17 protein-coding genes are annotated in these 23,271 nt (G+C 72.5%); 6 read left to right on the top strand and 11 right to left on the bottom strand.

Going from position 1 to position 23,271, the window contains the following annotated elements; translation table 11 throughout:
* Window positions 1–87: 87 nt before the first annotated feature.
* The 3 genes from AC5L38_RS06370 to AC5L38_RS06360 are packed head-to-tail and all read left to right on the top strand — an operon-like array spanning window position 88 to window position 5,467.
* Window positions 88–1,734 carry an outer membrane protein assembly factor BamB family protein gene (locus tag AC5L38_RS06370; protein ID WP_495241808.1) on the top strand — a complete coding sequence of 549 codons (1,647 nt, stop codon included), beginning with the start codon at window positions 88–90 and terminating at the stop codon, window positions 1,732–1,734.
* Window positions 1,731–2,744 carry a hypothetical protein gene (locus tag AC5L38_RS06365; protein WP_495241807.1) on the top strand — a complete coding sequence of 338 codons (1,014 nt, stop codon included), beginning with the start codon at window positions 1,731–1,733 and terminating at the stop codon, window positions 2,742–2,744. Before AC5L38_RS06370 ends, AC5L38_RS06365 begins: the two co-directional genes overlap by 4 nt.
* Window positions 2,738–5,467: an outer membrane protein assembly factor BamB family protein gene (locus tag AC5L38_RS06360; RefSeq protein WP_495241806.1), complete on the top strand. Its 2,730-nt coding sequence runs from the start codon at window positions 2,738–2,740 to the stop codon at window positions 5,465–5,467. The genes AC5L38_RS06365 and AC5L38_RS06360 overlap by 7 nt, the downstream gene beginning before the upstream one ends.
* Before the next feature lie 77 nt (window positions 5,468–5,544).
* Here the strand turns inward: AC5L38_RS06360 and AC5L38_RS06355 are convergent, their stop codons facing one another.
* From AC5L38_RS06355 to AC5L38_RS06315, 9 genes are all read right to left on the bottom strand, one after another.
* Window positions 5,545–5,769: a twin-arginine translocase TatA/TatE family subunit gene (locus AC5L38_RS06355; protein WP_495241805.1), complete on the bottom strand. Its 225-nt coding sequence runs from the start codon at window positions 5,767–5,769 to the stop codon at window positions 5,545–5,547.
* Between the two features lie 104 nt (window positions 5,770–5,873).
* Window positions 5,874–7,727 (bottom strand): asparagine synthase (glutamine-hydrolyzing), encoded by a 1,854-nt coding sequence (gene asnB / locus AC5L38_RS06350; RefSeq protein ID WP_495241804.1) that lies wholly within the window; start codon window positions 7,725–7,727, stop codon window positions 5,874–5,876.
* Between the two features lie 137 nt (window positions 7,728–7,864).
* Window positions 7,865–9,448: an RsmB/NOP family class I SAM-dependent RNA methyltransferase gene (locus AC5L38_RS06345; protein ID WP_495241803.1), complete on the bottom strand. Its 1,584-nt coding sequence runs from the start codon at window positions 9,446–9,448 to the stop codon at window positions 7,865–7,867.
* Window positions 9,449–9,453: 5 nt separating this feature from the next.
* Complete coding sequence (gene fmt / locus AC5L38_RS06340; protein ID WP_495241802.1) at window positions 9,454–10,383, bottom strand: methionyl-tRNA formyltransferase; 930 nt, start codon at window positions 10,381–10,383, stop codon at window positions 9,454–9,456.
* Window positions 10,384–10,388: 5 nt separating this feature from the next.
* Window positions 10,389–10,937: a peptide deformylase gene (gene def, locus AC5L38_RS06335; RefSeq protein ID WP_495241801.1), complete on the bottom strand. Its 549-nt coding sequence runs from the start codon at window positions 10,935–10,937 to the stop codon at window positions 10,389–10,391.
* A 273-nt stretch (window positions 10,938–11,210) separates the two neighbouring features.
* Window positions 11,211–12,587 (bottom strand): hypothetical protein, encoded by a 1,377-nt coding sequence (locus AC5L38_RS06330; protein ID WP_495241800.1) that lies wholly within the window; start codon window positions 12,585–12,587, stop codon window positions 11,211–11,213.
* A 40-nt stretch (window positions 12,588–12,627) separates the two neighbouring features.
* Window positions 12,628–14,160, bottom strand: coding sequence for a hypothetical protein (locus tag AC5L38_RS06325; protein WP_495241799.1), 1,533 nt, complete (start codon window positions 14,158–14,160; stop codon window positions 12,628–12,630).
* A gap of 185 nt (window positions 14,161–14,345) precedes the next feature.
* On the bottom strand, window positions 14,346–16,553 hold the full coding sequence (locus tag AC5L38_RS06320; protein ID WP_495241798.1) for a primosomal protein N': 2,208 nt from the start codon (window positions 16,551–16,553) through the stop codon (window positions 14,346–14,348).
* Window positions 16,554–16,673: 120 nt separating this feature from the next.
* The gene (locus AC5L38_RS06315) at window positions 16,674–18,158 is read right to left on the bottom strand and encodes an amidohydrolase (protein WP_495241797.1); all 1,485 of its coding nucleotides are present in this window, start codon (window positions 18,156–18,158) and stop codon (window positions 16,674–16,676) included.
* A gap of 343 nt (window positions 18,159–18,501) precedes the next feature.
* Between AC5L38_RS06315 and AC5L38_RS06310 the strand changes: the two genes are divergently transcribed.
* Window positions 18,502–19,017 carry a hypothetical protein gene (locus AC5L38_RS06310; protein ID WP_495241796.1) on the top strand — a complete coding sequence of 172 codons (516 nt, stop codon included), beginning with the start codon at window positions 18,502–18,504 and terminating at the stop codon, window positions 19,015–19,017.
* Complete coding sequence (locus AC5L38_RS06305; protein ID WP_495241795.1) at window positions 18,951–20,258, top strand: hypothetical protein; 1,308 nt, start codon at window positions 18,951–18,953, stop codon at window positions 20,256–20,258. The genes AC5L38_RS06310 and AC5L38_RS06305 overlap by 67 nt, the downstream gene beginning before the upstream one ends.
* Before the next feature lie 8 nt (window positions 20,259–20,266).
* Here AC5L38_RS06305 and AC5L38_RS06300 read toward each other — a convergent pair whose 3' ends face one another.
* Window positions 20,267–20,605 (bottom strand): hypothetical protein, encoded by a 339-nt coding sequence (locus AC5L38_RS06300; RefSeq protein WP_495241794.1) that lies wholly within the window; start codon window positions 20,603–20,605, stop codon window positions 20,267–20,269.
* A gap of 207 nt (window positions 20,606–20,812) precedes the next feature.
* Entirely contained in the window at window positions 20,813–22,378 is a 1,566-nt protein-coding gene (locus tag AC5L38_RS06295; RefSeq protein WP_495241793.1) for an NsdA family TPR-like regulatory protein, read from the bottom strand.
* 222 nt (window positions 22,379–22,600) lie between these two features.
* On the opposite strand from AC5L38_RS06295, the gene AC5L38_RS06290 reads away from it, so the two are divergent.
* Window positions 22,601–23,077 carry an ATP-binding protein gene (locus AC5L38_RS06290; protein ID WP_495241792.1) on the top strand — a complete coding sequence of 159 codons (477 nt, stop codon included), beginning with the start codon at window positions 22,601–22,603 and terminating at the stop codon, window positions 23,075–23,077.
* Window positions 23,078–23,271: the final 194 nt, after the last annotated feature.

Raw genomic sequence — 23,271 nt, 5'->3', positions numbered from 1 at the left:
CTTCCGGATTATCCGAAAGCCATCGAAAGAGACGGGCGCGAGGTCCGGCGGCCTCCATCTCGTCTCGCCCAACGGAACCGGACGGCAATGCCCCTTTCCCGACACCACCCGCTTTCCCGGCGCCCCCCGCGCTCGGCCCTCACCCTCGCGGCCGTCGCCGTCGCCGTCCTCGCCGTGCCCGCCTCCGTGCCCGCCGGGGCCCCGGCGTCCCGGCCCCGTACGGTCGAACCGTCACCGATCGCCGGAATCCGCGTTTCCGAGAAGGACGGGATCGTCAGCGCGACGGTTTCCGGCACCGGCCGGGTCCTCTGGAAAAGCACGTGGGAAGGCGAGTCTCCGGGCGCGTTCGACGTACTGGTGGGGAATTCCGGGAAGTCCATGAACTCGGGGCACGACCGCTGGGCGGAAGAGCCGAGCACCGCCTCCACCGGCCGCCACCTCGTGATCGAGACCACGTCCGAGTCGGGCAACCCGCACCGCCCCGACAACCGGCGGCGCATCACCGTGATCGACGCCCTGACCGGCCTGCGGACCTGGAGCCTCCTCTCGGGCTACGCCGGGGACGGCCCGGCACGGCCGTTCTTCCACCTGGTGGGCGCGGCGGCGGGGAAGGTCCTCGTCGAGGTTCCCGCCCTGCGGACAATGCGCGCGCTGGACCCGCGCGACGGGACGGTCGTCTGGGAGACCGCCCTGCCCGGCGACTGCGTGAGCGCCGCCCTGCCCGGGACCGGCGAGGACGACGACGTCCAGTCGTACTCGCTCGCGGACGAGAGGCTGGCGGTCGCGATGGGCCGGTGCGAGGACCGCCACACCTCGCTCACCGGCCTCGACCCCGCCACCGGACGCGTCCGCTGGCGACACCGGCTCCCCCCGCCCGGCGACCCGGAGCTGGTCCTGGACGAGGGCGTCTCCTTCGTGACGTTCCCCGGCGCGATCACGGTCGTGGACCGGAGCGGCCTGGTCCTCGCCGACACCCTCGTCCGCCACACCCCCTCCTGGGCGATCACCGACGAGGCGGTGATCCTCTCGGACGACGGGCTGGGCGATCGCGTGGGAGTCAGGTCGATCAGCCGGTCGTCGGGACGGGTCCTGTGGTCCCGTCCCGAGGTGTCGGGCGAGGTGGGCGTCACCACGGGAAAGATCTACGTGAGGGGCGACGGGGTGAACCCCTGGCTCGGCGAGGGGCTGACCGTCCTCGAACCCGCCGACGGGCGCACGCTCGTGCGAATCTCCGCGCCGCTGACCGAGAAGGACGTCGAGGCCGCCCTGGCCGCCCCGCCCGGCTGGGGCGAGCGCGGCGGAGTGCCCGCGGGTGCCTGGCCGGACCCCTGCGCGCTGCTGCCCCCCGCCGGACTCGCCTCGCGCGCCGGCACCGGCCCGTACGCCGCCACCCCGATCCCCGCGCCCCCCGAGATGAGACTGACCACCCCCATGTCCTGCGAGCTCACTCCGGCGCGAGGAGGAACCCCGGTCACCGTCACCGTCGTGTGCGTGTACGCGTCGGCGAGGAAGGCGGCGAAGAGGATGGAGGAGCTCTCCAGCGAGGAGCACGCCCCGGAGGTGGCGGAGCACGCCACCTACTTCGACGCGGACGAGGACGCGGTCACCCTCAGGGAGGGCCGTGTCATCGTCACGGTGGAGGCCTTCGGCGACCGTACCCTGCTCCGGCACGCCGGACGGATCGTGAGCGGGCGCCTGCGCGAGCAGAGCCCGGCGGGGAGGGAAAATTCGTGACGACACGGACATCCTCCGAACAACCGGCCGAGGACGAACGACCGGCCGGAGCCGGACAACCGACCCGGGACGAGCGACCGGTCAGGGACGGGCGACCCGCCGAGAACGGGCAACCCGCCAGAGACGGACAGCCCACCGGAGAACGAGAACCGGCCGGGGACGGGCGACCCGTCGGAGACGAGCGACCGGTCAGGGACGGGCGACCCGCCGGAGACGAGCGACCCGCCGGAGACGAGCGACCCGCCGGAGACGCCGCCGAGGAGACGCCCCTGGCGAAGGCCGCACGGCCGTTCAAGTGGCTCGGGCTCACCATTGCCGGAGGGCTCGCGACGATCATCGCGGGTGCCGTGGTGACCGGCTGGTCGTGGGCGCAGGACCAATGGCGCGACTTCCACCGGGAGCCCCGGATCGGCGCGATCGTCTACTCCCCGGAGAAGCACGGGATCATGTTCGCCCTCCCCCGCGCCGTCACCTCCGGCCCCGACCGCCGCCGCCTGCTCTCCGGCGACCACGAGAAGGTGCTCAGGTCCGGCAAGGGGGCGCGCGTCGGCGAGACGAAGATCCTCCTGGTGCTGCGGGGGCGGCGCAACGACCCGATCCGCGTGCTGGACGTCCGCCCCCGGATCCTGTCCTCGGGACCCGTCGCGGCCGGCACCTGCCTCTACCTGTCCAACGCCGGCGACTCGCCCGTGTTCCCGGTGAAGGCCGACCTCGACCGGCTGGCCTCCGGACGCGGCTCCTCCGGGCGGCTCCTGGAGAGAAACCTCGACCTCGTCTACGGGGAACGGGCGTCGGTGGAGCTGACCGTGACGGCGCGGAAGCGCAGCTACGCATGGGACATCGAGGTCTCCTACGTCTACGGCGACTCCTCCGAGGTCCAGCGCGACCACTTCACCGCCGACGGCGAGCCCTTCCGGCTCACCGGCCCCGCCCGCAGATACGCCATCGGCTACGGGAATCCCACGCTCACCCGTTTCCGCGAGATCGGCAGGAACGTGAAGAGATGCTGACGGGACCCGGGAGAGGTCGCAGGGGGGCGGCGATCCTCGCCGTCCTCGTCCTGCTCGTCGCCGTGCCCCGCGCCGCCCTCCCCGGTGGCAGCCCGGCCCGCACCGGGTTTCCCGAGGTGTGGAGCCTGGAGGCACCCGGCCCGCTGGACGGTTCCGCGGTGAGGCTCTTCGGCGGGGACCTCATCGTGCCCACCCGTACGGCGCTGCGGGTCCACGATCCCGCCACCGGCGCCGAGCGGTGGAGGTACGCCCCCGCCGGAGCCGCCGTACGGGAGTGGGCGCCGACGGGATCCGCGGTGGTCGCGGAAACCCGCCGCCCGACGCCGTCCGGGGACGTCACCGCCCTGACCGGCCTCTCCCGCCGGACCGGCGCTGTGCTCTGGCACCGGGAGGGCCTCGGACTCGGCGCGCCGATGTCGGCCCATGCGGGGGCGGAGGAGGCCCCGCCCGTCGGGCTCGCCCGGGATCCCTCCTCCGGGGCCCTGCTCGGCCTTGACCCCGCGACCGGGCGGACCCGGTGGACCCTCCCGCTCTCCCCGTCGTGCGATCGGATGATCGGGGCGGACTCCGACGCGCGGACCGCGGCGATCGCGACGCTCTGCGAGCACGAGATCCGGGTCGTCGCGCTCGACCCGGCCGGAGGCGCCGAACGGTGGGGCACGAGGCTCCCGAGTTTCTCCGCCCTGTACGTCGGGGGCGGCACGGTCGTCGTCTCCCGCCCCGAGAACCTGACGGTCCACGACGCCGCGACGGGGCGCGTGGTCACCGAACGCGGGGAATGCTGGGACGGGTGCGTGCCGGTGCACGCCGGCGGGCGGATCGTGGTCGCCCGCGACCAGGACGGCGCCACGTCCGTCGAGGGGATCGACCTCACCCACGACGGCCCGGCCCATGACTCAGCCCGCGACTCGACCCCCAGCCCGACCCGTGACGCGACCCGCGACTCAGCCCGTGGCTCGACCCATGACTCGGCCCGTACCTCGACCCCCGGCTCAGCCCACGGCTCGGCCCGTACCTCGACCCATGACTCGGCCCGCAGCTCAGCCCGTGGCTCGGCCCACGGCTCGGCCCGTGGCTCGGTCGCGTGGCGGAGGGTCCAGCGGAACGGGCCGCGTTACGACCGGCTCGTCCCCCTCGGCGCGGCGGTCTACGTGACGCCGTACAGCGACGACCTGGGCATGGTCCTGGACGTGATCCAGGCGCCGACGGGACTGCTACGGCGGACGATGATCCCGGTGTCGGGCTCGCTGTTCGGCGCCGACGGCGACCGGCTCTACTTCACCCGGACGGTACGACCGGCCGCCCTGCCCGCGCGGCTGCAAGTCACCGCGCTGCGCGTCCCCGACCGGTTCACCGCCTCCTCCCCCGTGACCGAGCCCGTCGTGGTGCCCGGGGCCGACCTGTGCGGCCCGCTCCGCGCGGCCGGGTTCACCGTGCTCGGCGGAGTACGGCACCGGGGGCGGGCGGTCCCGCCGTTCACCGGCTGCGAGTTCGGCGAGGCGCGCGGGGAGCCGATGACGGCCGAGTTCTGGCGCCTGCCCACGGAGGCGGAGGCCGCCCGCGTCATGACGGAACTCGGCGCGGACAGCGGAGGGGCGGCCGTCCCCGGGGTGGGGGACGAGGCCCGGCTGCTGGACGACCGGGGGCGGGCGGTCGTCGTGCGCGCCGGTCGCGATCTTCTCCGGATCCGGTCACCGTACCTCACCGTGCGCGACAGGCTGGTCCCCGTCGCCCGCGTGCTCGCCAGGCGGCTCGGCGCGCTGAGATGGGCGGTGCCGCCGAGCTGGTCACCCCCGCCGGAGTACGGCGCGACGCCGTCCGGCCGGATCCGCGGGTTGCCGGGGGCCCGGTTCCAGGTGCGCGACGCCCCCGGCTCGCCGCTCTCGCTCTCCGCGTACGAGCCCGGGAAGGACGGTCCCACCTATCTCGGGATCGGCGACGGCTTCACCGTGAGCCGGGAGCGTGTGAAGGCCGTCTCCCGGGACGGCCGGTGGGCGGTGAGCGATTTCGGTGACCACGTCGGCGGCCGTGACGGCGTCGTCCTCCTCGACCGGCGTGACGGCGGGGTCCGGCACATCACCACGGTGCGGCGCCCCTGGTCGAACACCGCCCCCGTCTGGTCCCCCGACGGCCGCGTGCTGCTGACCCTGTGGCACACCGACGAGCGGGACTACGCGACCGCGCGCGGGTTCGTCGTCGTCGATCCGGTGCGGAGGACGTTCGCGGTCACCCTCGTCGGGAACGACCTGCCCCACGAGCCCCCGTACCGGTGGAACGCCGACGGGACCGGGGTGAGCGGTCATTTCGGCCTCGGCGACTCCTACACCCGCCTGGGCGAGGGGTACGACTCCTACGAGCTGCGCACGTTCGGCGTCGGCAGCGCCCCGCTGTCCGTCGTGCCCGGCCTGGGCAGGCCGGACGAGAGGATCCTCGATCCGTACTCCCCCAGCGGACGGCGGCTGGCCGGGTGGTGCCCGGACCGTCCCAAGGATCTCTGCGTTCACGACGCCGCCACCGGGACCCCGCTCGTCCGGATCGAGGCGAGCCTGGAGTATCCGATCCGCTGGTACGACGAGGACCATCTGCTGGTGTGGCGCCGCCACGGCGGGGGCCACGCGGCGAGCGTGATGGATCTCCACGGCTGGATCCTCACCGACCTGGCCCGGGGCGGCTCCCCCGGCCAGGACGGGACGAGACTCCTCTACACGCCCCGGCCGCGCTGACGACCGAGACCATCGGTGGTCATCAGAGCCATCCGAGGCATCCGTGGTCACCCGGGGTCATCTGGGGTCATCTGGGGTCATCTGGGGGAAGCGGGCGGAACGGGCGGTGGCTCGTCCCGTCCGCCGGTCCCGCCGGTCTCGCCGGGAGGCGGTGGGGTCTCGTCGGGCCTGTTCACCTCGGTCTTGAAGACGCGCAGGGAGCGGCCCACCGACCTGGCCGCGTCGGGCAGCCTCGCGGAACCGAACAGCAGGATGAACACCGCCACGATGATGAGCAGCTCGGGCAGTCCCAGGTCGGCCATGGGACGACCTCCTTCCGATGGGATCTTCCCCGCGCCGGAGGCCGGAGACGGGGCGGGCCCCCGGCCGACCGGCCGGCCGGGGGCCCGGGAGGCGGGGGCGCGGGTCAGATGTCGACCCGGACGCGGTACCTCTCCAGCCAGGAGTTGAACTGGAGAAGCCCCTCCAGCGACGCCCGGCTGCCCGGAGGGCCACCGGCCGCCTCGGGGCGGTCGATCATGGCCCGCACCTTGGCCTGGTCGACCAGCGGCGCGGCGGCCATGTTCCCGTCGCCGAGCAGCCGGGCGGCCTCGGCGCGGACGGCCTCCTCGTAGGCGGGGTCCTGCGTCGAGGGGTAGGGGCTCTTGCGGCGCCCGACGACCGAGGGCGGCAGGACGTCCGCGGCGGCGGCGCGCAGCAGGCTCTTCTCCTGCCCGTCGAAGGTCTTCATCGCCCAGGGGGCGTTGAAGACGTACTCCACCAGCCGGTGGTCGCAGAACGGCACCCGGACCTCCAGCCCGACGGCCATGCTCATGCGGTCCTTGCGATCCAGCAGGATCTGCACGAACCGGGTGAGGTGCAGGTAGGAGATCTCCCGCATGCGCCGCTCCAGGCCCTCCTCGCCCGCCAGCCGGGGCACCTCGTCGAGCGCCTGCCGGTAGCTGTCCGCGCGGTAGCCGGGGATGTCCAGCTTGTGGGTCAGGTCCTCGTCGAGGAGCGCCCCCACCCCGGCGAACCGACCGAACCCGGGGGACACCAGCCACGGGAAGGTGTCGGCCGAGACCGCCTCGGGATCGAAGAACCACCGGTAGCCGCCGAAGACCTCGTCGGCGGACTCGCCGGACAGCGCCACCGTGGAGTGGCTCCGGATGGCGCGGAACAGCAGGTAGAGGGAGGTGTCCATGTCGCCGATGCCGATCGGCAGGTCGCGCGCCCTCAGGACCGCCGCGCGCACCACGGGATCCATGAGATCGGCGGAGTCCAGGACGATGTCGGTGTGGTCGGAGCCGATGTGCCGCACGACGTCGTGCACGTACGGCGTGTCGGGAGTGTCGCGCATCTCGTCGGGCTTGAAGTTCTCGCTGTACCCGGTGAAGTCGACGGAGAACGACCGGATCTTCCCGGCCCCCTGCCCCTCCAGGCCGAGCGCGGCGAGCGCCGTGACGGTGCTGGAGTCGAGCCCGCCGGAGAGCAGGGTGCACAGCGGCACGTCGGAGATGAGCTGGCGGGTGACGATGTCGTCCAGCAGCTCGCGTACCGTCCCGACGGTGGTGGCGAGGTCGTCGGGGTGCTCGTGGGACTCCAGGTGCCAGTAGGGGCGGCGGCACAGGAACTCGCGGGTCACCCGGACGGTGGTGCCGGGGCGGACCTCGTACATGCCCTGGTAGACGGCGCGTTCCGGGGTCTTGACGAAGGCGATCAGCTCGCGCAGTCCGTCCGCGTCGATCGTGGGCGTCCCGACGAGCGGGTTGGCGAGGATCGCCTTGGGCTCGGAGCCGAACAGCACGCCGTCGGGGAGCGGGTAGTAGTAGAGCGGCTTGATCCCCATCCGGTCCCGGACCAGCAGCAGCTCCTCGCGGCGGGTGTCCCAGATCGCGAAGGCGAACATGCCGTTCAGCCGTTCGGCGAGGTCCTCCCCCCATTCGAGGTAGGCCCGCAGGAGGACCTCGGTGTCGCTCTGGGTCCGGAAGCGATGGCCGTGGGCGGTCAGTTCCGCGCGTAGCTCGACGAAGTTGTAGATCTCGCCGCTGTAGGTGAGGACGGCGAGCGGCTGCCCGTCCTCGTCGGCGATCATCGGCTGGCGCCCGCCCTCGAGGTCGATGATGGCCAGGCGCCGGTGCCCCATCGCGGCGTGCGGGGCGATCCACAGCCCCTCGTCGTCGGGTCCGCGGCAGGCCATGGTGTCGGTCATGGCCTGCGCGGCGGCCCGTGACTGCCGAAGATCGCGCTCGAAGTCCACCCACCCACAGATTCCGCACATCTGGACACCCCCGCGTCCCGTCGGAAGCAGTTATATCCAGTCGAACAGCACAAACCGCCCATATATGCCCAGGGCACGCGCCCTGACCTGCGACAATGCCCCCGGCCGCCCTCCGCCGGGAGGGGGCCGGAACCCGATCAGCGACGGCGCAGCAGGGCCAGGAACATGGCGTCGGTGCCGTGCCGGTGCGGCCAGAACCGCGCGTACGGCCCCTCGCCCAGCCCCTCCACCTCGGGGAGGTGCTCGCGGGCGTCCAGCGCCTCGACGTCGTCCCGGCGGCGCAGGATGTCGCCGACCACGGCGACGGTCTCGGCCAGGTGCGGCGAGCACGTCACGTACGCGACGACGCCACCGGGCCGGACCGCCTCGACCGCCGAGTCGAGCAGGGCGCGCTGGAGCCCGCTCAGCTCGGGAAGGCTCCGGGGGTCGCGGCGCCAGCGGGCCTCGGGGCGGCGGCGCAGCGCGCCCAGGCCGGTGCAGGGGGCGTCGAGCATCACCCGGTCGAAGGCCCCGGGCCGCCAGGCGGGCACGGTGCCGTCCGCGGTGACCACCGCGGCCTGCCGGGTCGTCTGCCACACCAGCCGCGCCCGGTGGTACTGCAGCTCGGCGGCGAGCAGCCGCGCCCCGCCGGGGAAGGCCACCGGCCCGGCACCCGGACCGGAACCCGCGACCGTGCCCGTACGCGTGCCCGCGGCCGTGCCCGCCCCCGCGGCGGGCGCCGCGACCGGCACGGGCTCCCCCGCGCCGGGACCGCCCAGGCCCGCCTCGTCGCCGCGGGTCGCGATGGCGTCGAGCAGGCCCGCCTTGCCGCCGGGGCCCGCGCACAGGTCGAGCCAGCGGGAGTCGGAGCCCTCCACCGGGACCCGCGTCAGGGCCAGCGCGACGAGCTGGCTCGCCTCGTCCTGGACGGCCGCGCGCGACTCGGCCACGGCGAGGACCGCACCGGGGTCGCCCTCGGGCAGGTAGGCCGCGTACGGGGAGTATCTGGCGGGCTCGGCGCCCGCGTCGAGGAGCTCCTCGACCGACGAGCGGCCGGGACGGGCGACCAGGGTCACCTTGGGACGCTCGTTGTCGGCCGCGAGCAGCGCGGCCGTCTCGTCGAAGTCGCCGCCCACGGCGTCGCGCAGGGCGTCGACGATCCACCTCGGGTGGCTGTGGGCCACCGCCAGATGCCCCACCGGGTCGTCGGCCGGGTCGGGCGCCACGATCGGGATCCACTGCTCCAGGGAGCGGGTGGAGACCTTGCGCAGCACGGCGTTGGCGTACTTGGAGGCGCCGATGCCCACCCGCAGCCGCACCAGGTCGACCGTGGTGCCGACGGCGGCGTGCGGGGGGACCCGCGTCTTGAGCAGCTGGTGCACGCCCAGGCGGACGGCGTCGAGCAGCGGCGGGTCGACGTCCTCCGGCGCCCGGTCGCTGCAGGCCGCGATGATCTCGTCGTAGGTGCCGAGGCCGCGCAGGGTGCCGTAGGCCAGCTCGGTGGCCAGGCCCGCGTCGCGCCCCGACAGGCGGCGCTCGCGCAGCAGCGCGGGCATCAGCAGGTTGGCGTAGGCGTCCCGCTCGTCGACGGCGCGCATCAGGTCGTACGCGGCGTTGCGCGCCTCGTCGCGGACCGGCTTGGGCGGGCGCCCTCCCCTGCCCCCGCCTCCGGCGCCGCGCGGGCGGCCCGCCGAGCCCCGATTGCCGCCACGCGGGGCGTTACGGCCGTTACCACTGCTCATGATCTTCAGGCCAGCCGATCCTCGTCGGTGGGCCGCACGCCGCGGGCCCACTCTCCCGCGCCCATCAGGCGCTTGCCCTGCGGCTGCACCTCGCCCAGCTCGACCGGGTAGGTGGCGGTGCCCACCAGGACGGAGTTCTTGGACGCCGCGATCTGGCCGGGGGCCAGTCCGGAGGCGTCGGGTGCCGGCCGCACCGGGCCGATCTTGACGCGCTGGCCGCGGAACTCGGTCCACGCCCCCGGGGCGGGGGCGCAGGCCCGGACCAGGCGGTCGACCCGCATGGCGGGCGCGGCCCAGTCGACCCTGGCGTCGTCGACGCCGATCTTCGGGGCGAGGCTCACCCCCTCCGCGGGCTGCGGCACGGCCTCCAGCTTGCCGTCCTCGATCCCGTCGAGGGTGGCGGCCAGCAGCCCGGCGCCGGACTCGGCGAGCCTGGCGAGCAGCTCCCCGCTGGTGTCGGCGGGGCGGATCTCCTCGGTGACCACACCGTAGACCGGGCCCGCGTCCAGCTCCTTGACGATCTGGAAGGTGGCCGCGCCGGTGATCGCGTCACCGTGGAGCACGGCGTGCTGCACCGGTGCCGCGCCGCGCCAGGCCGGCAGCAGCGAGAAGTGCAGGTTGACCCAGCCGTACCGGGGGATGTCCAGGGCGGCCTGCGGCAGGAGCGCGCCGTAGGCGACCACCGGGCAGCAGTCGGGGCCGATCTCCCTGAGCCGGTCGAGGAACTCCGGGTCACCCGCCTTGGGCGGCCTGAGCACCTCGATGCCCGCCTCCTCGGCGAGCTCGGCGACGGGGCTCGGATGGACCTTGCGGCCCCGGCCCGACTGGGCGTCCGGGCGCGTGACGACGGCGACGACGTCGTGGCGGGTCGAGTCGATCAGTGCCCGCAGCGAGGGCAGGGCGGTGTCCGGGGTTCCGGCGAAGACCAGGCGCAAGGTTCCTACAGAGCCTTCCCTTGGGTGACGTGCGGGGAGATCTTGAATGTGGGGGCGGCCATGCCGTTCCAGTCGGCCTCGCGGATCGCCTTCATGGCGAGTTTGCGCTGCTTGAGGTCCATCCGGTCGATGAACAGCACGCCGTCCAGGTGGTCGGTCTCGTGCTGGAAGCACCGGGCCATCAGGTCGGTGCCCTCGAGGGTCACCGGCTCGCCGTGCATGTCGAAACCGGTCGCCACGGCCCTCAGCGACCTGGGCGTGGGAAAGGACAGGCCGGGGAACGACAGGCAGCCCTCCTCCCCCTCCTCGTCCTTGTCGTCCGACAGGTCGAGATCAGGGTTGATCAGGTGCCCGAGCTGGTCGTCCACGTAGTAGGTGAAGACCCGCAGGCCGACCCCGATCTGCGGCGCCGCCAGCCCGGCCCCGGGCGCGTCCATCATCGTGTCGGTGAGGTCTTTGACGAGCCTGCGGAGCTCCTTGTCGAAGTCCTTGACCGGCTCGGCAGGAGTGCGCAGCACCGGGTCGCCGAAAAGGCGGATCGGCTGAATGGCCAACAGGGATCTCCTCACGCTTCAGGGGATTGCCCCAGTCTAAGGGCGACGGCCGCCTCCCCCGAGCCTTCTCCGGGACCGGGACACGGGTCGTCCCCCGCCCCGGCCCCGAGCCTTTCTCCGGCCGCGGGGCACGGGCCTCTCCCGGACCGGGCGAGGACCGGGCGGGAGAGCGGGCGGAGGCCGGGCCTCTCCCGGACCGGACGGGAGAGCGGGCGGGGACCGGGCGGGAGAGCGGCCCCGGGGCGAGTCAGCGGAAGAGCGGCCCGGGGCGGGTCAGCGGGAGCGGGCCTTCATGGCGGCCTTGCGGGCGGACTTGGCCACCGCCGCGTCGCCGTGGCGCGAACCCAGCAGGTCCAGGACGGCGAAGGTGTCGGGGTGGTCCACCAGGGCCATCTCCTCGATCACGCGGACGAGGTCCTCGCCGGGTTCGAGCGCGTCGAACTCGCAGATCGCCTCGGAGGCGTCGCCGCGCTCCAGCAGCGAGGCGAGCGAGTCGACCGCCAGCCAGGTGTTGTCGGCGGGCGTGAGGGCGGGGGCGGGCAGGTCCCGGATGTGCAGCCAGGAGGCCGCGTAGCGCCACATGGCGGGCTCGGAGAGCGCCTCCCTGAGCGGGGCCTCGGCCTCGGGGCCGAGCTCCTCCAGGATCGTGCCCGCGGCGCCGCGGCGGCCGGCCGTGCCCGAGGCGGCGACCTTGACCAGCTCGCGGGCGGCGGCCTCGGGGTGGCGGGACTCCAGCCACACGGTGACGGCGCTGGGCGCTGCGGAGCCCTTCATGATCGCCTCGACCAGCTCGGCCGCGCCGAGGTCGGTGAAGACGGCGACCTCGGCGCCCGTCGGCGCGTCGTGGCCCTCGCGCATCAGGTCCTGGCGGACGGCCCACACGCCGAGCGGGGTGAGCCGGGGCCGGCCCGCCCGCGAGGTCTCCACCAGCCCGCAGTAGGCCAGGAGCGACAGGGCCGACTCCAGCCGGGCGGGAAGCTCGCGGGCCAGCACCCGCATCTCCGCCTGGCGCGCCCCGCAGGCCACCTGGTGCGACTGCAGGACGCCCTTCACGAGGGTCGCGGTGGACAGGCCCTCGCGCACGGCGTACAGCGTGGCGAGCATCTCGGCCAGGTGGTCGTCGATCACCGGGGAGCCGGTCAGGTCGTCGTCGGCGCGGTCGAGGACGTCCATGACCACGCCGTCCCAGAACCCCAGCAGCGCCCGGGGCGGCAGGTCGGGGGAGAGCACGAGCGGGCCGGGCGTCACCCGGCCCCGGGAGATGCGGAGCATGCCGGTGTTGACGGCGACCACCCACAGCAGGTGCAGCCGCGCGGGGCCCGGCAGGTCGAGCTCGGCGCACGGCGCGAACGGGTCGGGCAGCAGGCCCTCGGGAGTCACCTGGCGGGCGCCGGTCCAGGCGGCCAGGCGCTGGGCGTCGATCACCAGCGGCACGTGCGGCACGTACGAGGCCAGCTCCTCGTCGGGGGCGAGGTCGACGGGGGGGAAGCTCAGCGCGTCGCCGCGCGGGGGGCACTCGCGGCCCGCGGCGGTGACGGACTCCTCCAGGACGGCCGCCCGCAGCTCGCGGGGCGCCGTTCCCAGCTCGTCGACCAGCCTGCGCAGTTCGCCGATGTCGAAGACGTTCCCACTGTTCCCGCTCTTTGCCACCCGTGAAACTTACTGCACTCGCGCCTCACGCATACACGGCTCAGCCGATGGCGCGGGAACGTGCCTTGAAAGCCGCCTTGCGGGCCGCCTTGGCCGCTCCGTGATCTCTCAGGGAGCGTCCGAGCAGCTCAAGGACGTCGACGACCTCGGGATGGTCGACCCGCCACATCTCCTCGATCACATGTGACGGGGGGCCGGAGGCGGACATGTTCTCGGCGAACGTCTCCGGATCCTCCTCGGCGGCGGGCATGGCCAGGGCGAGCATGTCCACGCTCATCCAGAGCACCTCCTCCTGGGTGAGGACGGGGGCCGCCAGGCCTCGCGTGCTCAGCCAGTGGATGGCGTGCGGGCGCAGCTCCGGCTCCTCCAGGAAGGCGCGCACCGCCTCCTCGGCGTCGGGGCCGAGGCGGTCGACGATCGTCACCGCGACGCCCCTGGCGACCGAGGGCGCGCCGGAGACGGAGCCGAGCAGCTCGGTGACCGCCTGCACCGGGGTCCTGTTCTCCAGCCAGCCCCCGATGTCGGCCTCTGCCATCTCGGCGGGCATGCCGGAAAGTAGTCCCTCGATGAGCTCGGGCGCGTCGGCGGTGGTCAGGTCGGGCGCCTCGGGCGCCTCGATGCCCAGGTCGGTGTAGAGCTCGTGCAGCCCCCACAGGGCCAGCGGGGTGAGCTCCAGCAGCTCGTCGCTCTCCTCGGCCATCCCGCAGTAGGCGAGCCGCCTGACGGCCTCTGGGATGTCGATCTCGCCGTCCTCGACCAGGCCGATCTCCTCCAGGTAGTCGCTGACGAGGGAGATCGGCACGGGCGCCTGGAGGCGGTAGAGCATGTCGCACAGGCCGTAGAGCTCCTCGTCGAGGGAGACGTCGCCCGTCACGGCGCCGCCGGTCTCCTTCTCGACGACGAACTCGACCGTCGCGGCCCAGATGTCGAGCGGGTCGAAGTCCTCGCCGTCGAAGATGGCGGTGCCCTCGACCGTGACCAGGCCGGTGTGCACCGCGAGCTCCCACAGCAGGCCGGGATCGGCCACCGAGAGCTGGGCGGTCGCCTCGGCGGCGTCGCGCACCCTGAGCCGGCCCTTGACGGTCGGGGTGCGGCCCCCGGCGAGCATCCACTGGACCAGCCTGCGCGCGTCGGTGAGCAGCGGCACCCGCAGGGCGCTGTGGCCGAGCGCCTCGCGGGGCGCCAGGCGCACGGGGGGCAGGGGCGAGCAGCCGGGGCAGTCGCAGTGCTCGACCGCGGGTTCCTCCGTCGCCGCGGAGACGGAGAGGATCGCGCTCTCGGCGCCCTCGGTGGCCCGCTCCAGCGAGTCGGCGCCCATCGCGCTGAAGAGGCTCTTGGCCATGCCGAACCGGGAGGTGTCGGCGAGGGCGATGGGCATCTCGGGCTCGATCCGGTCGAGGACGCTCCTCATCCGGACCGCCATCTTGCCGCCGATCTCCTCGGTCGCGAGCAGGAAGTCGACCAGGGTACGGGCGGCGGCGACGGTCTCCGGGGCGCTCTCCGGGGGGGGCGATGACCTTGCGCGGATAGATGTTGAGCAGCAGTTCCTCGAAGGCGACGGGGGTGAAGTCACCCAGCTCGTTCACGTCCAGATAGTCGCTCGCGTAGTCGCAGAGCAGCCGTACCTCGTCCACGTCAACGTCCAGGCCGTGCGCACGCCCCCACGCGCGCAGGTCGTCTACGGCCCGATTCACCCATTCGATCGACACAGGGGAAAATTAACGGCTTACTGCCAGCACCGCGAATCGGGGAAACAACTCAAATCACGTCTAGAGGGTCAATGCATACCTTGACCACCTCCGGAGCCTTGCGCGCGGAGCGTACTCCGGCGGCCCCTTTCAGCGCCGCGGCCAGTGCCGATCCGGAGCCTCGCGTGATCCGCAGCATGGCGCGTTCTCGCACTTGGTCCCCCTTGGGAGAGGCCACCGGGACGGGACCGAGCACCTGTGCCTCGGGGGGCAGGGCCATCTCGCCGAGCATTTCCCTGACCGCCGCCGGGGATCCGGTGAGCGTCGCCATTTTCACCGCCGGGGGGAAACCGAGTTCTGTCCTGTCAGCTAGTTCCCTCTCGGCATGGGTGACCGGATCCCAGCGCAGCAGAGCCTGCACGGCGGCCAGCGAGGAGTCGGCCAGCACGACCAGCTCGGCCGAGGGCCGCAGCAGGGCCGCCGCGTTCATCCACCGGCGCAGCGTCTCCTCGGCGGCGCGCAGGTCGGGGCGGCCGAGCAGCGCCCAGCCGTCCAGCAGCACCGCCGCGGCGTACCCGCCCTCGGGCACCGGCTCGGCCCCCGGGGTGGCCACCACCAGGGCGCGGCCCGCGCCGACCGTGGCGAGCACCCCGTCCCTGCCCGAGGTCCTGACCGGCACCGAGGGAAAGGCCCGTCCCAGCTCCTCGGCGGTGCGCCGGGCACCGATCACCAGGGCCCGCACCCGGGCACCGCCGCAGGACGGGCAGCGCCACTCGCCCGCGATCCGGCCGCACCAGCGGCAGTACGGGGCCACGTGGCCGGCGCGCAGCGCGAACGGGCCGCCGCAGTGCCCGCATCGGGCGGGCGCCCGGCAGCTCTGGCAGGCCAGCGCGGGCAGGTAGCCCCGCCGGGGGACCTGCACCAGCACGGGGCCGCTCTCCAGCCCGGCGCGCAGGGTCCGCCAGGCGAGGCTGGGCAGCCGGGCGGCCCTGGCGGCCTCGTCCCTGGCCAGCTCCGCGTCCTCCCCCGCCGGGCGGACCCTCGGCGCCCTGGTCCTGACCGTCCCGCGGGCCGGGGCGATGGGCCCGGCCCAACCCGCCGCGATGAGCTGGGTGGCCTCCGCCGTGCGGGCGTACCCCCCGATGAGCAGGCCCGCCCGCGCCCGGTGGGCGCGCAGGGCGAGGACCTCCCTGGCGTGCGGGTAGGGGGCGAGCCGCTCGGAGTGCAGGTCGTCGCCGTCGTCCCAGATGACCGCCAGCCCGAGGTCCCTGACAGGGGCGAACGCCGCGCCCCTGGTCCCGGCGGCGACCCGCACCTGTCCCCTGGCCACCCGCAGCCACCGCCGGTAGCGCTCGGCGGGCCCGAGGTCGGCCGTGAGCGCCACGTGCGCGCCGGGCTCCAGGACGGCGCTGAGGGCCGCGTCGAGCAGGGCCACGTCCTTACCGTCGGGAAGCACCACGAGAGCCCCCCTGCCCCCGCGCAGGGTCTCCCGTACGGCGACCGCGACCGCCTCCGGCCACCCGGGCCCGCTCTCCCCCGTTCCCGGCAGGGCGGTCCACACCGCGCGGGGGGAGCCGCCCTTCGCCAGGGCGGCCAGGAACGCCTCCCCTTCCGGGTAGTCGGCCCACGGTCCAGGGCCCGTTCCCGTTCCCGCCGCCTGTGCCGGGTCCGGGGGGACGATGGCGGGGGTCTCGGCCTCGACCCTGGCGTGGCGGGGCGGGACGGCCAGGCGCAGGACGTCGGCCATGGTCCCCGCGTAGTGGTCGGCCACGGCGCGGGCCAGCGCGGAGATCTCCGGGGTGAGCACGGGCTCGGCGGAGACGACCCGCTCAAGGCGGGTCAGCTTGCCCTCGTGCTCGGTGCTCTCCGCCCGTTCGAGCAGGAAGCCGTCGACGAGCTTGCCCGCGAACCGGACGCGGACCCGGACGCCCGGCACCGCGGTGGCGTCCAGGGGCGCGGGGACGAGGTAGTCGAACAACCGGTCGAGGTGCGACAGCGGCGTGTCGACGACGATCCGGGCGACCGGCAGCTCGGCGGCCGGCTCCGGCACTCCCTTGGCCGGCCCCTCGACCGGTCCCTTGGCCGACCCCTTGATCGGCCGCTTGACCGGCCCCTTGACCGACGCCGCCACCTCCGCCGTCCTGGCCGTTCCCGCGGCCCTGACGACCCTGGCGCGCCCGGCCCGCGCCCTCGCGGGACCACCGGGCGCGGGCCGCTCGCGGACGGCGTCGAGCGGCAGCAGGGCGTCGTCGTCCGGCGAGGGGCTGGCGTGGGTCACCCACCTGTCCTACCAGACCCGGGCACCCGCCCAGACTGCGGCGGGGAAGGTGAGCGGCTCCCGCGCCGGGAGGGCACGGGCCGGGCCCGCCGGAATCGCCACCGCAGCGGGCCGGGCGGATCAGATGGAGCGGCGGTGGGTCCAGCGGCCGCCGAGCATGGTGCCGAGGATCGGCATGCCGCGCAGGCCGTCGCCGTCCAGCCCGGCCGGGTCGTACTCGGTGACCATCAGGTCGGCGGGGTCGCCGGGACGTACGCCGGCGCGTCCCCTGGCCGCCGCCGCGAGCGCCACCGGCAGCGGGATCGCCTGCTCCGGGTGCCACGGGGGCCGCTCGTCGTCGGTCCTGGCCACCGCCGAGGCGATCCCGTCCCACGGGTCGAGCGGCGCCACCGGGGCGTCGGAGCCCAGCTCGATGACGGCCCCGGCCGCCAGCAGGTCGGCGTAGGCGAAGGCCCTGGCGGTCCGCCCCGGCCAGTGCAGGTCGGCCACGTCGCGGTCGTCGGGCGCGTGGGCGGGTTGCACGCCCGCGACCAGGCCGGGCCGGGCGAACCTCCCGAAGTCCTGCGGGCGGACCAGCTGCGCGTGCTCGATCCGGCCGGGGCAGCCGGCCCGCTCGAAGGCGTCCAGCGCGATGTCCACCGCCAGGTCGCCGATCGCGTGCACCGCCGGGTAGATCCCGTGTTGGGTGGCCAGGGTCATGACGCCGTACAACTCCTCCGGCGCCGTCTCCAGCAGCCCGCGCGCGCCGTCGCCGGGGTAGGGGTCCTCGCAGTAGGCGGTCCTGGTGTTCAGCGACCCGTCCACGAACGTCTTGACCGGCCCGACCTCCAGCAGGCCTCCCGAACCGGCGACGGGATCGCCGGTGCGCAGCCCGCGGCCGATCGCCTCCTCCAGCCGGTTCACCGGGATCGAGCAGCCGACCCGGACGTCGATCCGCTCCGACCCGACCCGGCGGGTCCAGTCGGTGACGTTGTCGGCGAACTCGAAGTCCAGCACGCCGACGACGCCCCTGGCCGCGGCGGCGGTGGTGGCCTCGGCCACCCAGCGGTCCAGCTCCGCCCGGGGCGGCGGAGGCATCTCCGCCATCGCGTCGTAGCAGTCGCGCTCGCGCAGCACTCCCGTCGGGTGCTCGCCCCTGCCGATCGCCGCCAGCGCGGCCGGGCTGAACCAGGCGGTGTGCAGGTCGTTGCTGACCAGGACGATCGGCCGGTCGGGCGCCGCCACCTGGAGCATCGACTTGTGGGGGGTGTCCGGCCACAGGCCGTCGCGGAAGCCGTAGCCGACCGTGAACCCGGACCCGCCGGACACCCCGGACGAACCGGACCCGCCGGGCGGCGACGCGACGAGGTCGACCGCCTCCCGCGCCGACCGCGCCGAGGACAGGTCGATCCTGCGCCGGGCCTGCGCCCACTGCGCGGAGTGCACGTGCGCGTCCCACAGGCCCGGCAGGAGGGTGCCGCCGGCCACGTTGACCGACTCGTCGCAGGAGGGCGGCTCCACGGCCACCTCCGCGACCCGGCCGCCGGTGATCAGGACGTGGCGGAGCGGGCCGCCGGGGCCCAGCCGCGCGTTGCGCAGCAGCAGGCGGGGAGACGGTGAGGACATGACGCAGAGATTAGGCGGCTGGCCGACGTGCGTTCTCCCGCGTACCGGATTTTCCCGGCCACCGTTCCTCTCCCGTACCGACGCTTCTCCTGTACCGGCGCTTCTCCTGTACCGGCCACCGTTTCCCCGCATCGTCACGCACCGCGCCCGTCGCCCGTACGAGAGGCCGGAACCTGTGGCCCACGTTCCCAGGCGATCGAACTCCTATCAGACTGCGATCCGGGTGCTTAAAGTAAACGTGGATCGCCTTCGGCAGGAGACTTTCAATATGGGGTCGACACCGCCCGCGTCATCGGAAAACGGGTCATCTCCGGATGAATACTCGGGAATCAACCCGGAATTGATGGAGCGATTCATCGCGTCGCTGGAGCAGGCGCGGAAGACACTGGGCGAGAAGCTCCCGAAAATCCTCAACGCGCTTTCCTCGGTGGACGTCGACCGATCGGCGGCCCTGCGGATCCGCGAGATCGAAGGCTGGCTGGACCAGGAGATACCGCGACTGCGCAGGCGTAACCAGCTGATCCAGGAGCCCGATCTCCTGGAGGACTGGGCCGCGGGCCCGACAGGACCGGGCCTGCCGGGACTCACCCCTGGGCCCGGCGGCGAGGGGTTCACGGTATTCGACGAGAAGGCTCTCGCGACGCGTGCTCTCGCCACCGACGAGGGCGAGAAGCTCGCGGAGACCCTCATCGCTTCGGGACACCCGACCCCTTACTCCTCGGAAAGATTCGGGGATCCGACCTGGGCCTGGTGCTCGGCCACGGCAGGTTCCCTGCCAGGTGGTTCGCCGAGGTGGTCCGTCCTCGCGTCCAGAAGGCCTCCGAGGGCAGGGTTCCGGCACATTGGACCGCCGACCTGAGCCACTTCCTGTCGGCTCTGGCCAACAATCCGGAAACGGCCAGGGCGCTGTTCAACGACCTGTCTCCTGGAGATCTCAGGGACCTGTTCTCCGGACTCAACGAGCAGGTCTCGCTCTATCCCAACGAACACGACGCGATCGCCTTCGACCTGGAGAAGGAGTTCGGCCGGATGCTCGCGGCCGGATCCGGTGTCTTCGAGAAGCGCTCCCCCGGCCCCGAGGCGGTGCGATTCGCCTTCAACACCATGACGATGATGGGCAACCTTCGGACCGAAGCGGACTTCCGCAACCCGGAGGGGCAGCCGCTGGAAGTGGCGAAGGGCGCGAGAATCTTCATGTCGATGCTCGCGGGCGCCTACGCCGCCGAGATCATCGAGGGCGCCGACGCCGGGGACGCCAACCGGACGAAGGACAGCGCGTTCGAGAAGACCGCCACACTCACCGCCGGCCTGCATCCGAAGTTCCGCCTCAGCCCCGGCGACACCTACCGTTTCATCAAGACCTTCGCCGACTCGGTGGAACGGATGAAACCGTTCGACGCGGGAATGGGCCGGTTCTCCAGGCATCTCATGGACGCGGCGGGAGCCAAGGACCGCGGGGCGGGCATCAAGCACCTCGGAAGAACCTTCGCGAGCCTGGGTTACGTCTCCGGCGTGCAGTTCGCCGCGGCGAACGAGGTTCAGGGGGAAATGGATGAGTATGACCAGAAGATGAGGGATCGGCTCTTCCTCCTCCTGGGCCTGGGAGTCGACTTCACGGGATTCGGCGGCTCACAACTGGCCGCCGCGACGCTGGACGCCTCGGGCGCGAGCATGGCGTTCGACCCGGCCGGCGAGCTGATCTGGATGCTGATCGGCAAGTCCGCGAGCGAAACCGTCGACTCGCACAAGGACCTCGACAAGACCCGCCTGGACACTCTCAAGGAACGTAATCGCCTGGCCACCCTCGGGCGCGAATACTGGATCTTCCACGAGTTGAAGCGCTACGGGTTCTCCTACCCGGTGCCCCCGGACGATCCGGCCTTCAGCCGGCCCCCCATCACCGGGAAGGACGGCAACCTGCTCCCCTTCGACAAGCTGGCCAAGGACCCGAAGGCGCTGAAGAACCTCGCCGACTGGATGATCCGCAACGGATCCGGGAGCGGCGATTTGAGCACCGCCGGAGAAGCAGCAACGCTGCTCGACGTTTCCTTCGGAGGCGCCAAGGACAAGACCCAGAACACACCCGTCCCGTTCGGATGAGACCGACATCAACTTATTCTCAGACATTCCGTTTCCCCTGAAAGCACGAAATCTTTTTCACGGGAAGATGTAGCCACTATTTTGACGTACGCCTCCTTCTTCACCAGCTCGTCCCTCGGCGCGTTCCAGTCAACGGAAGAAACCTTGTAGCCCCGCCTGCCCAGACCGCCGGCCAACATGTTGAGCGTGTTGACCGAACCGTCTATTCCAGAAGTATTGACACCGTTAACGGCATAGGTTCTCTTCGCCTTCCCTTCCCCGCAGGGGATGTCCCTTCCCCCCGCATCCGTCACTTTGACGTCTTTCGCATGAAGCAGCTTCATCAGCCAGTCGACGTCGGTCTTCAACGTCGCCTCCGCCTGAGCCGCCGTCGGCCCAGGCGGATCAGACGAACACTCGCCCAGAGTCAGGGTCCCCAAGACGGCGATCACAACTGATCCGGCACGAGCGGAAGCAAGATGCATCGTGGAAATCTCCGTTCACGTCGGCCAACCTCGCCCAGGTTCAATGATGTCCGATAATCAAGCGATCACCGGGAAAAGTGCCGGAATGTGTCAAACGGGGATGGACAGCAACCGCAACCGTTCATCCAGATCCCGGACGTGCTTGTTGCCCTCCCACGGCTGAAGCCGAGCACGAGTCTGCCGTACGGAGTGGACCAAACGGGCGGAACTGTGCCCCACGACGAACTGTGCGGCCTTGTCGATCATGATGGTGGCCGCCGGAATCTCCTGCTTTTTGATGAGCGCGGTCGCATATTCGAGCTGAAGCATGCTTTTGCCCAGGACGAAACCGGGCCTCATCTTCGCGAGTCTTTGCTCCACTTCGGTTATCGCCCGATCGAACTGTCCGGCCTTGATGAAGCAGAACACGGCGTGGCGAGCGATGCGATCCGGTTCGAGCCAGAAAAGGTGCCGGAGTTCCGCTCCGCTCCGGCTTCCGTCCGCCAGCCTGACGGCACGATCGAGTATCCGAAGCCCTTCCCCGTCACGTCGCGTATTCGAGAGCACCCGGGCGACGATTGAGAAGGTCGCCGCCTGCTGCAGTCCGTTGCCGCTGTTCTTGGCCCACCCCTCGGCCGCGAAGGCATGATCCATTGCCATGGTCGGCTTGGCTTGAAAAATCGCCATGTCAGCCATCAGCCCGTGTAGATGGGCCAAGAGTGCTGGATCACTCAATTCATGACCTGCCGCCAGCCCCTCTCCGTAGCGACGGGTGGCATTCGCGTAATCCATCAGGTCGTAGTGACACCAGCCCGTCATGTGGCTCAGGCTCCAATAAACGCGGAGCAGGCGTTCGCGCAGGGCCGGGGTGAGGGAGCCCCGTTTGAGGAGGTCGTCGACCATGGCGCGTTTGGCCTCGGCGACCGGCAGGATCCGCCGGGGGCCCGATGACTCGTCCATGGTCCACAGGCGGGCGGTGAGCCGTTCCAGCACGTCGACGGTGGCCGCGTCGATCGGGCTCTGGTGCCGGGCGGCCGCGGCCAGGCGTTCCCGTTCCGGCGGGGTGAGGTGGCGCAGCAGGCCCAGGGCCGGGGTCCCGCCCAGCAGCAGGGCGAGTTCGAAGAGCAGCTCGCGGCGTTTCACGTCGGCCTCCTCTGCGCCGACCGCGCGCAGCAGGTCGGCACAGCGGGCGGGCGCGGGAACGAGTGGGGGAAGTGCCTTCGTTCCCTTGGTGCCCGGGACGGCCGGTGCGGACACCTCGCGGCGGTAGTGCGCGTCGAGGTGACGGTGATCCGTCTGGTCGATCAGGTCGCGGTCGCGCACCCCGTAGGAGGCGTAGACCTCGTCGGTGACCAGGCGGCGGGCGGTGGTCTGGTAGACGCGGGCGAAGATGGCGACCGCCCCGGCGCCGGGACGCCGCCCGGCCTGCGGCCAGGCCTCGTAGTCGTAGAAGCGCGCGGCACGCAGGGTTGCGGTGCCCGCCGGGTCAAGGTCGTTGTAGGCGGCCACCACGTCGCCCGCCGTGCGCCCCTGGGCATAGCGGTGCAGCCGCAGCGGGCTGACCTGGTGATCGAGGGCGAACACGTCGGCGATCTGGTCGAACGTGAGGCGGCAGGCCCGCAATGCCTCACTGCGCCGTCTGCATCCCAGCAGGATCCGGTGTCCCTCTCCGGGCATCCTCGACCCCCTTCTCCGAGCACACACGGATCGTATGCGCACGATCACGGAGAATGACAGACCGTGGGGGAAGTGGGGATCCTCGACCGTCGGGTGTGGCGTTCTCGCAGGTCAGAGCCGCTGTGCGCGGAGCATCTGGCCGTCGGCGTCCCGGAGGGCTACCGCACGGGAGCGCTGGGCCACTGTTCTGTCAACGATTTTCCCCTGACCAGGGGAGGCCATATGACCACCACCCACGACGGCGTGGCCCCGGAGCTGATCGAGGCGATGGTGCGGCTCCGCCCCGGCGGCATGACCTGGCGGCGAACCTTCCCGGGCCGCCCTTCCCAGGTTCCCGAGGCTCGACGCTTCGTCCGGTTTCTCCTGGTCGACTCCCCGTTCGGCCAGGACGCGGAGCAGGTCGTCGCCGAGCTCGCCGCCAACGCGATCCGCCACACCGCGAGCGGACGGCCGTACGGCACGTTCGTCGTCGAGGTCGTCCGCAGGCCCGAGGTCACCCGCGTGACGGTCTACGACTCCGGCCAGGGCGCCGTTCCCACCCTCCTCCACCCCACCCTTCTCCGCGAGGGCGGCCGAGGGCTTCCCCTGGTCGTCGCCCTCGCCTCCCGGGTCGGCTGCCAGGGCACCCGGTCCCACGGCCACGCCGTCTGGGCCCAGTTCACCGGCGAGAAGCACCCCGCATCCCCCGAGTGCTCATGACGAACGGGCCGTCATGAGCACTCAGGGCCTGCTCGAAGTTCGGATGTTCAGCTGGTCGGAGGCTCCGGATCCACAGGGCGGGCCGCACGGACGGAGTTCCGCCGGCCGGCTCTCCGGCGTCTTGTCGAAAACGGCCTGACAAGGAAGGGACGCGGATGCGCCTGCGGTGCCACGGTGCCAGCGTGGGCTGGACG

Source organism: Streptosporangium nanhuense (genome assembly GCF_059358815.1).
The sequence above is the reverse complement of the archived record's forward strand: the minus strand, read 5'-3'. Positions and strand labels throughout refer to the sequence as shown.

Excerpts from the sequence above, each read along its gene's own strand:
- AC5L38_RS06370 (WP_495241808.1), top strand. The coding sequence starts at position 88 with ATGCCCCTTTCCCGACACCACCCGCTTTCCCGGCGCCCCCCGCGCTCG.
- AC5L38_RS06360 (WP_495241806.1), top strand. The coding sequence starts at position 2,738 with ATGCTGACGGGACCCGGGAGAGGTCGCAGGGGGGCGGCGATCCTCGCC.
- AC5L38_RS06355 (WP_495241805.1), bottom strand. The coding sequence starts at position 5,769 with ATGGCCGACCTGGGACTGCCCGAGCTGCTCATCATCGTGGCGGTGTTC.
- asnB (WP_495241804.1), bottom strand. The coding sequence starts at position 7,727 with ATGTGCGGAATCTGTGGGTGGGTGGACTTCGAGCGCGATCTTCGGCAG.
- AC5L38_RS06345 (WP_495241803.1), bottom strand. The coding sequence starts at position 9,448 with ATGAGCAGTGGTAACGGCCGTAACGCCCCGCGTGGCGGCAATCGGGGC.
- AC5L38_RS06315 (WP_495241797.1), bottom strand. The coding sequence starts at position 18,158 with ATGTCCTCACCGTCTCCCCGCCTGCTGCTGCGCAACGCGCGGCTGGGC.
- AC5L38_RS06310 (WP_495241796.1), top strand. The coding sequence starts at position 18,502 with ATGGAGCGATTCATCGCGTCGCTGGAGCAGGCGCGGAAGACACTGGGC.
- AC5L38_RS06295 (WP_495241793.1), bottom strand. The coding sequence starts at position 22,378 with ATGCCCGGAGAGGGACACCGGATCCTGCTGGGATGCAGACGGCGCAGT.
- AC5L38_RS06290 (WP_495241792.1), top strand. The coding sequence starts at position 22,601 with ATGACCACCACCCACGACGGCGTGGCCCCGGAGCTGATCGAGGCGATG.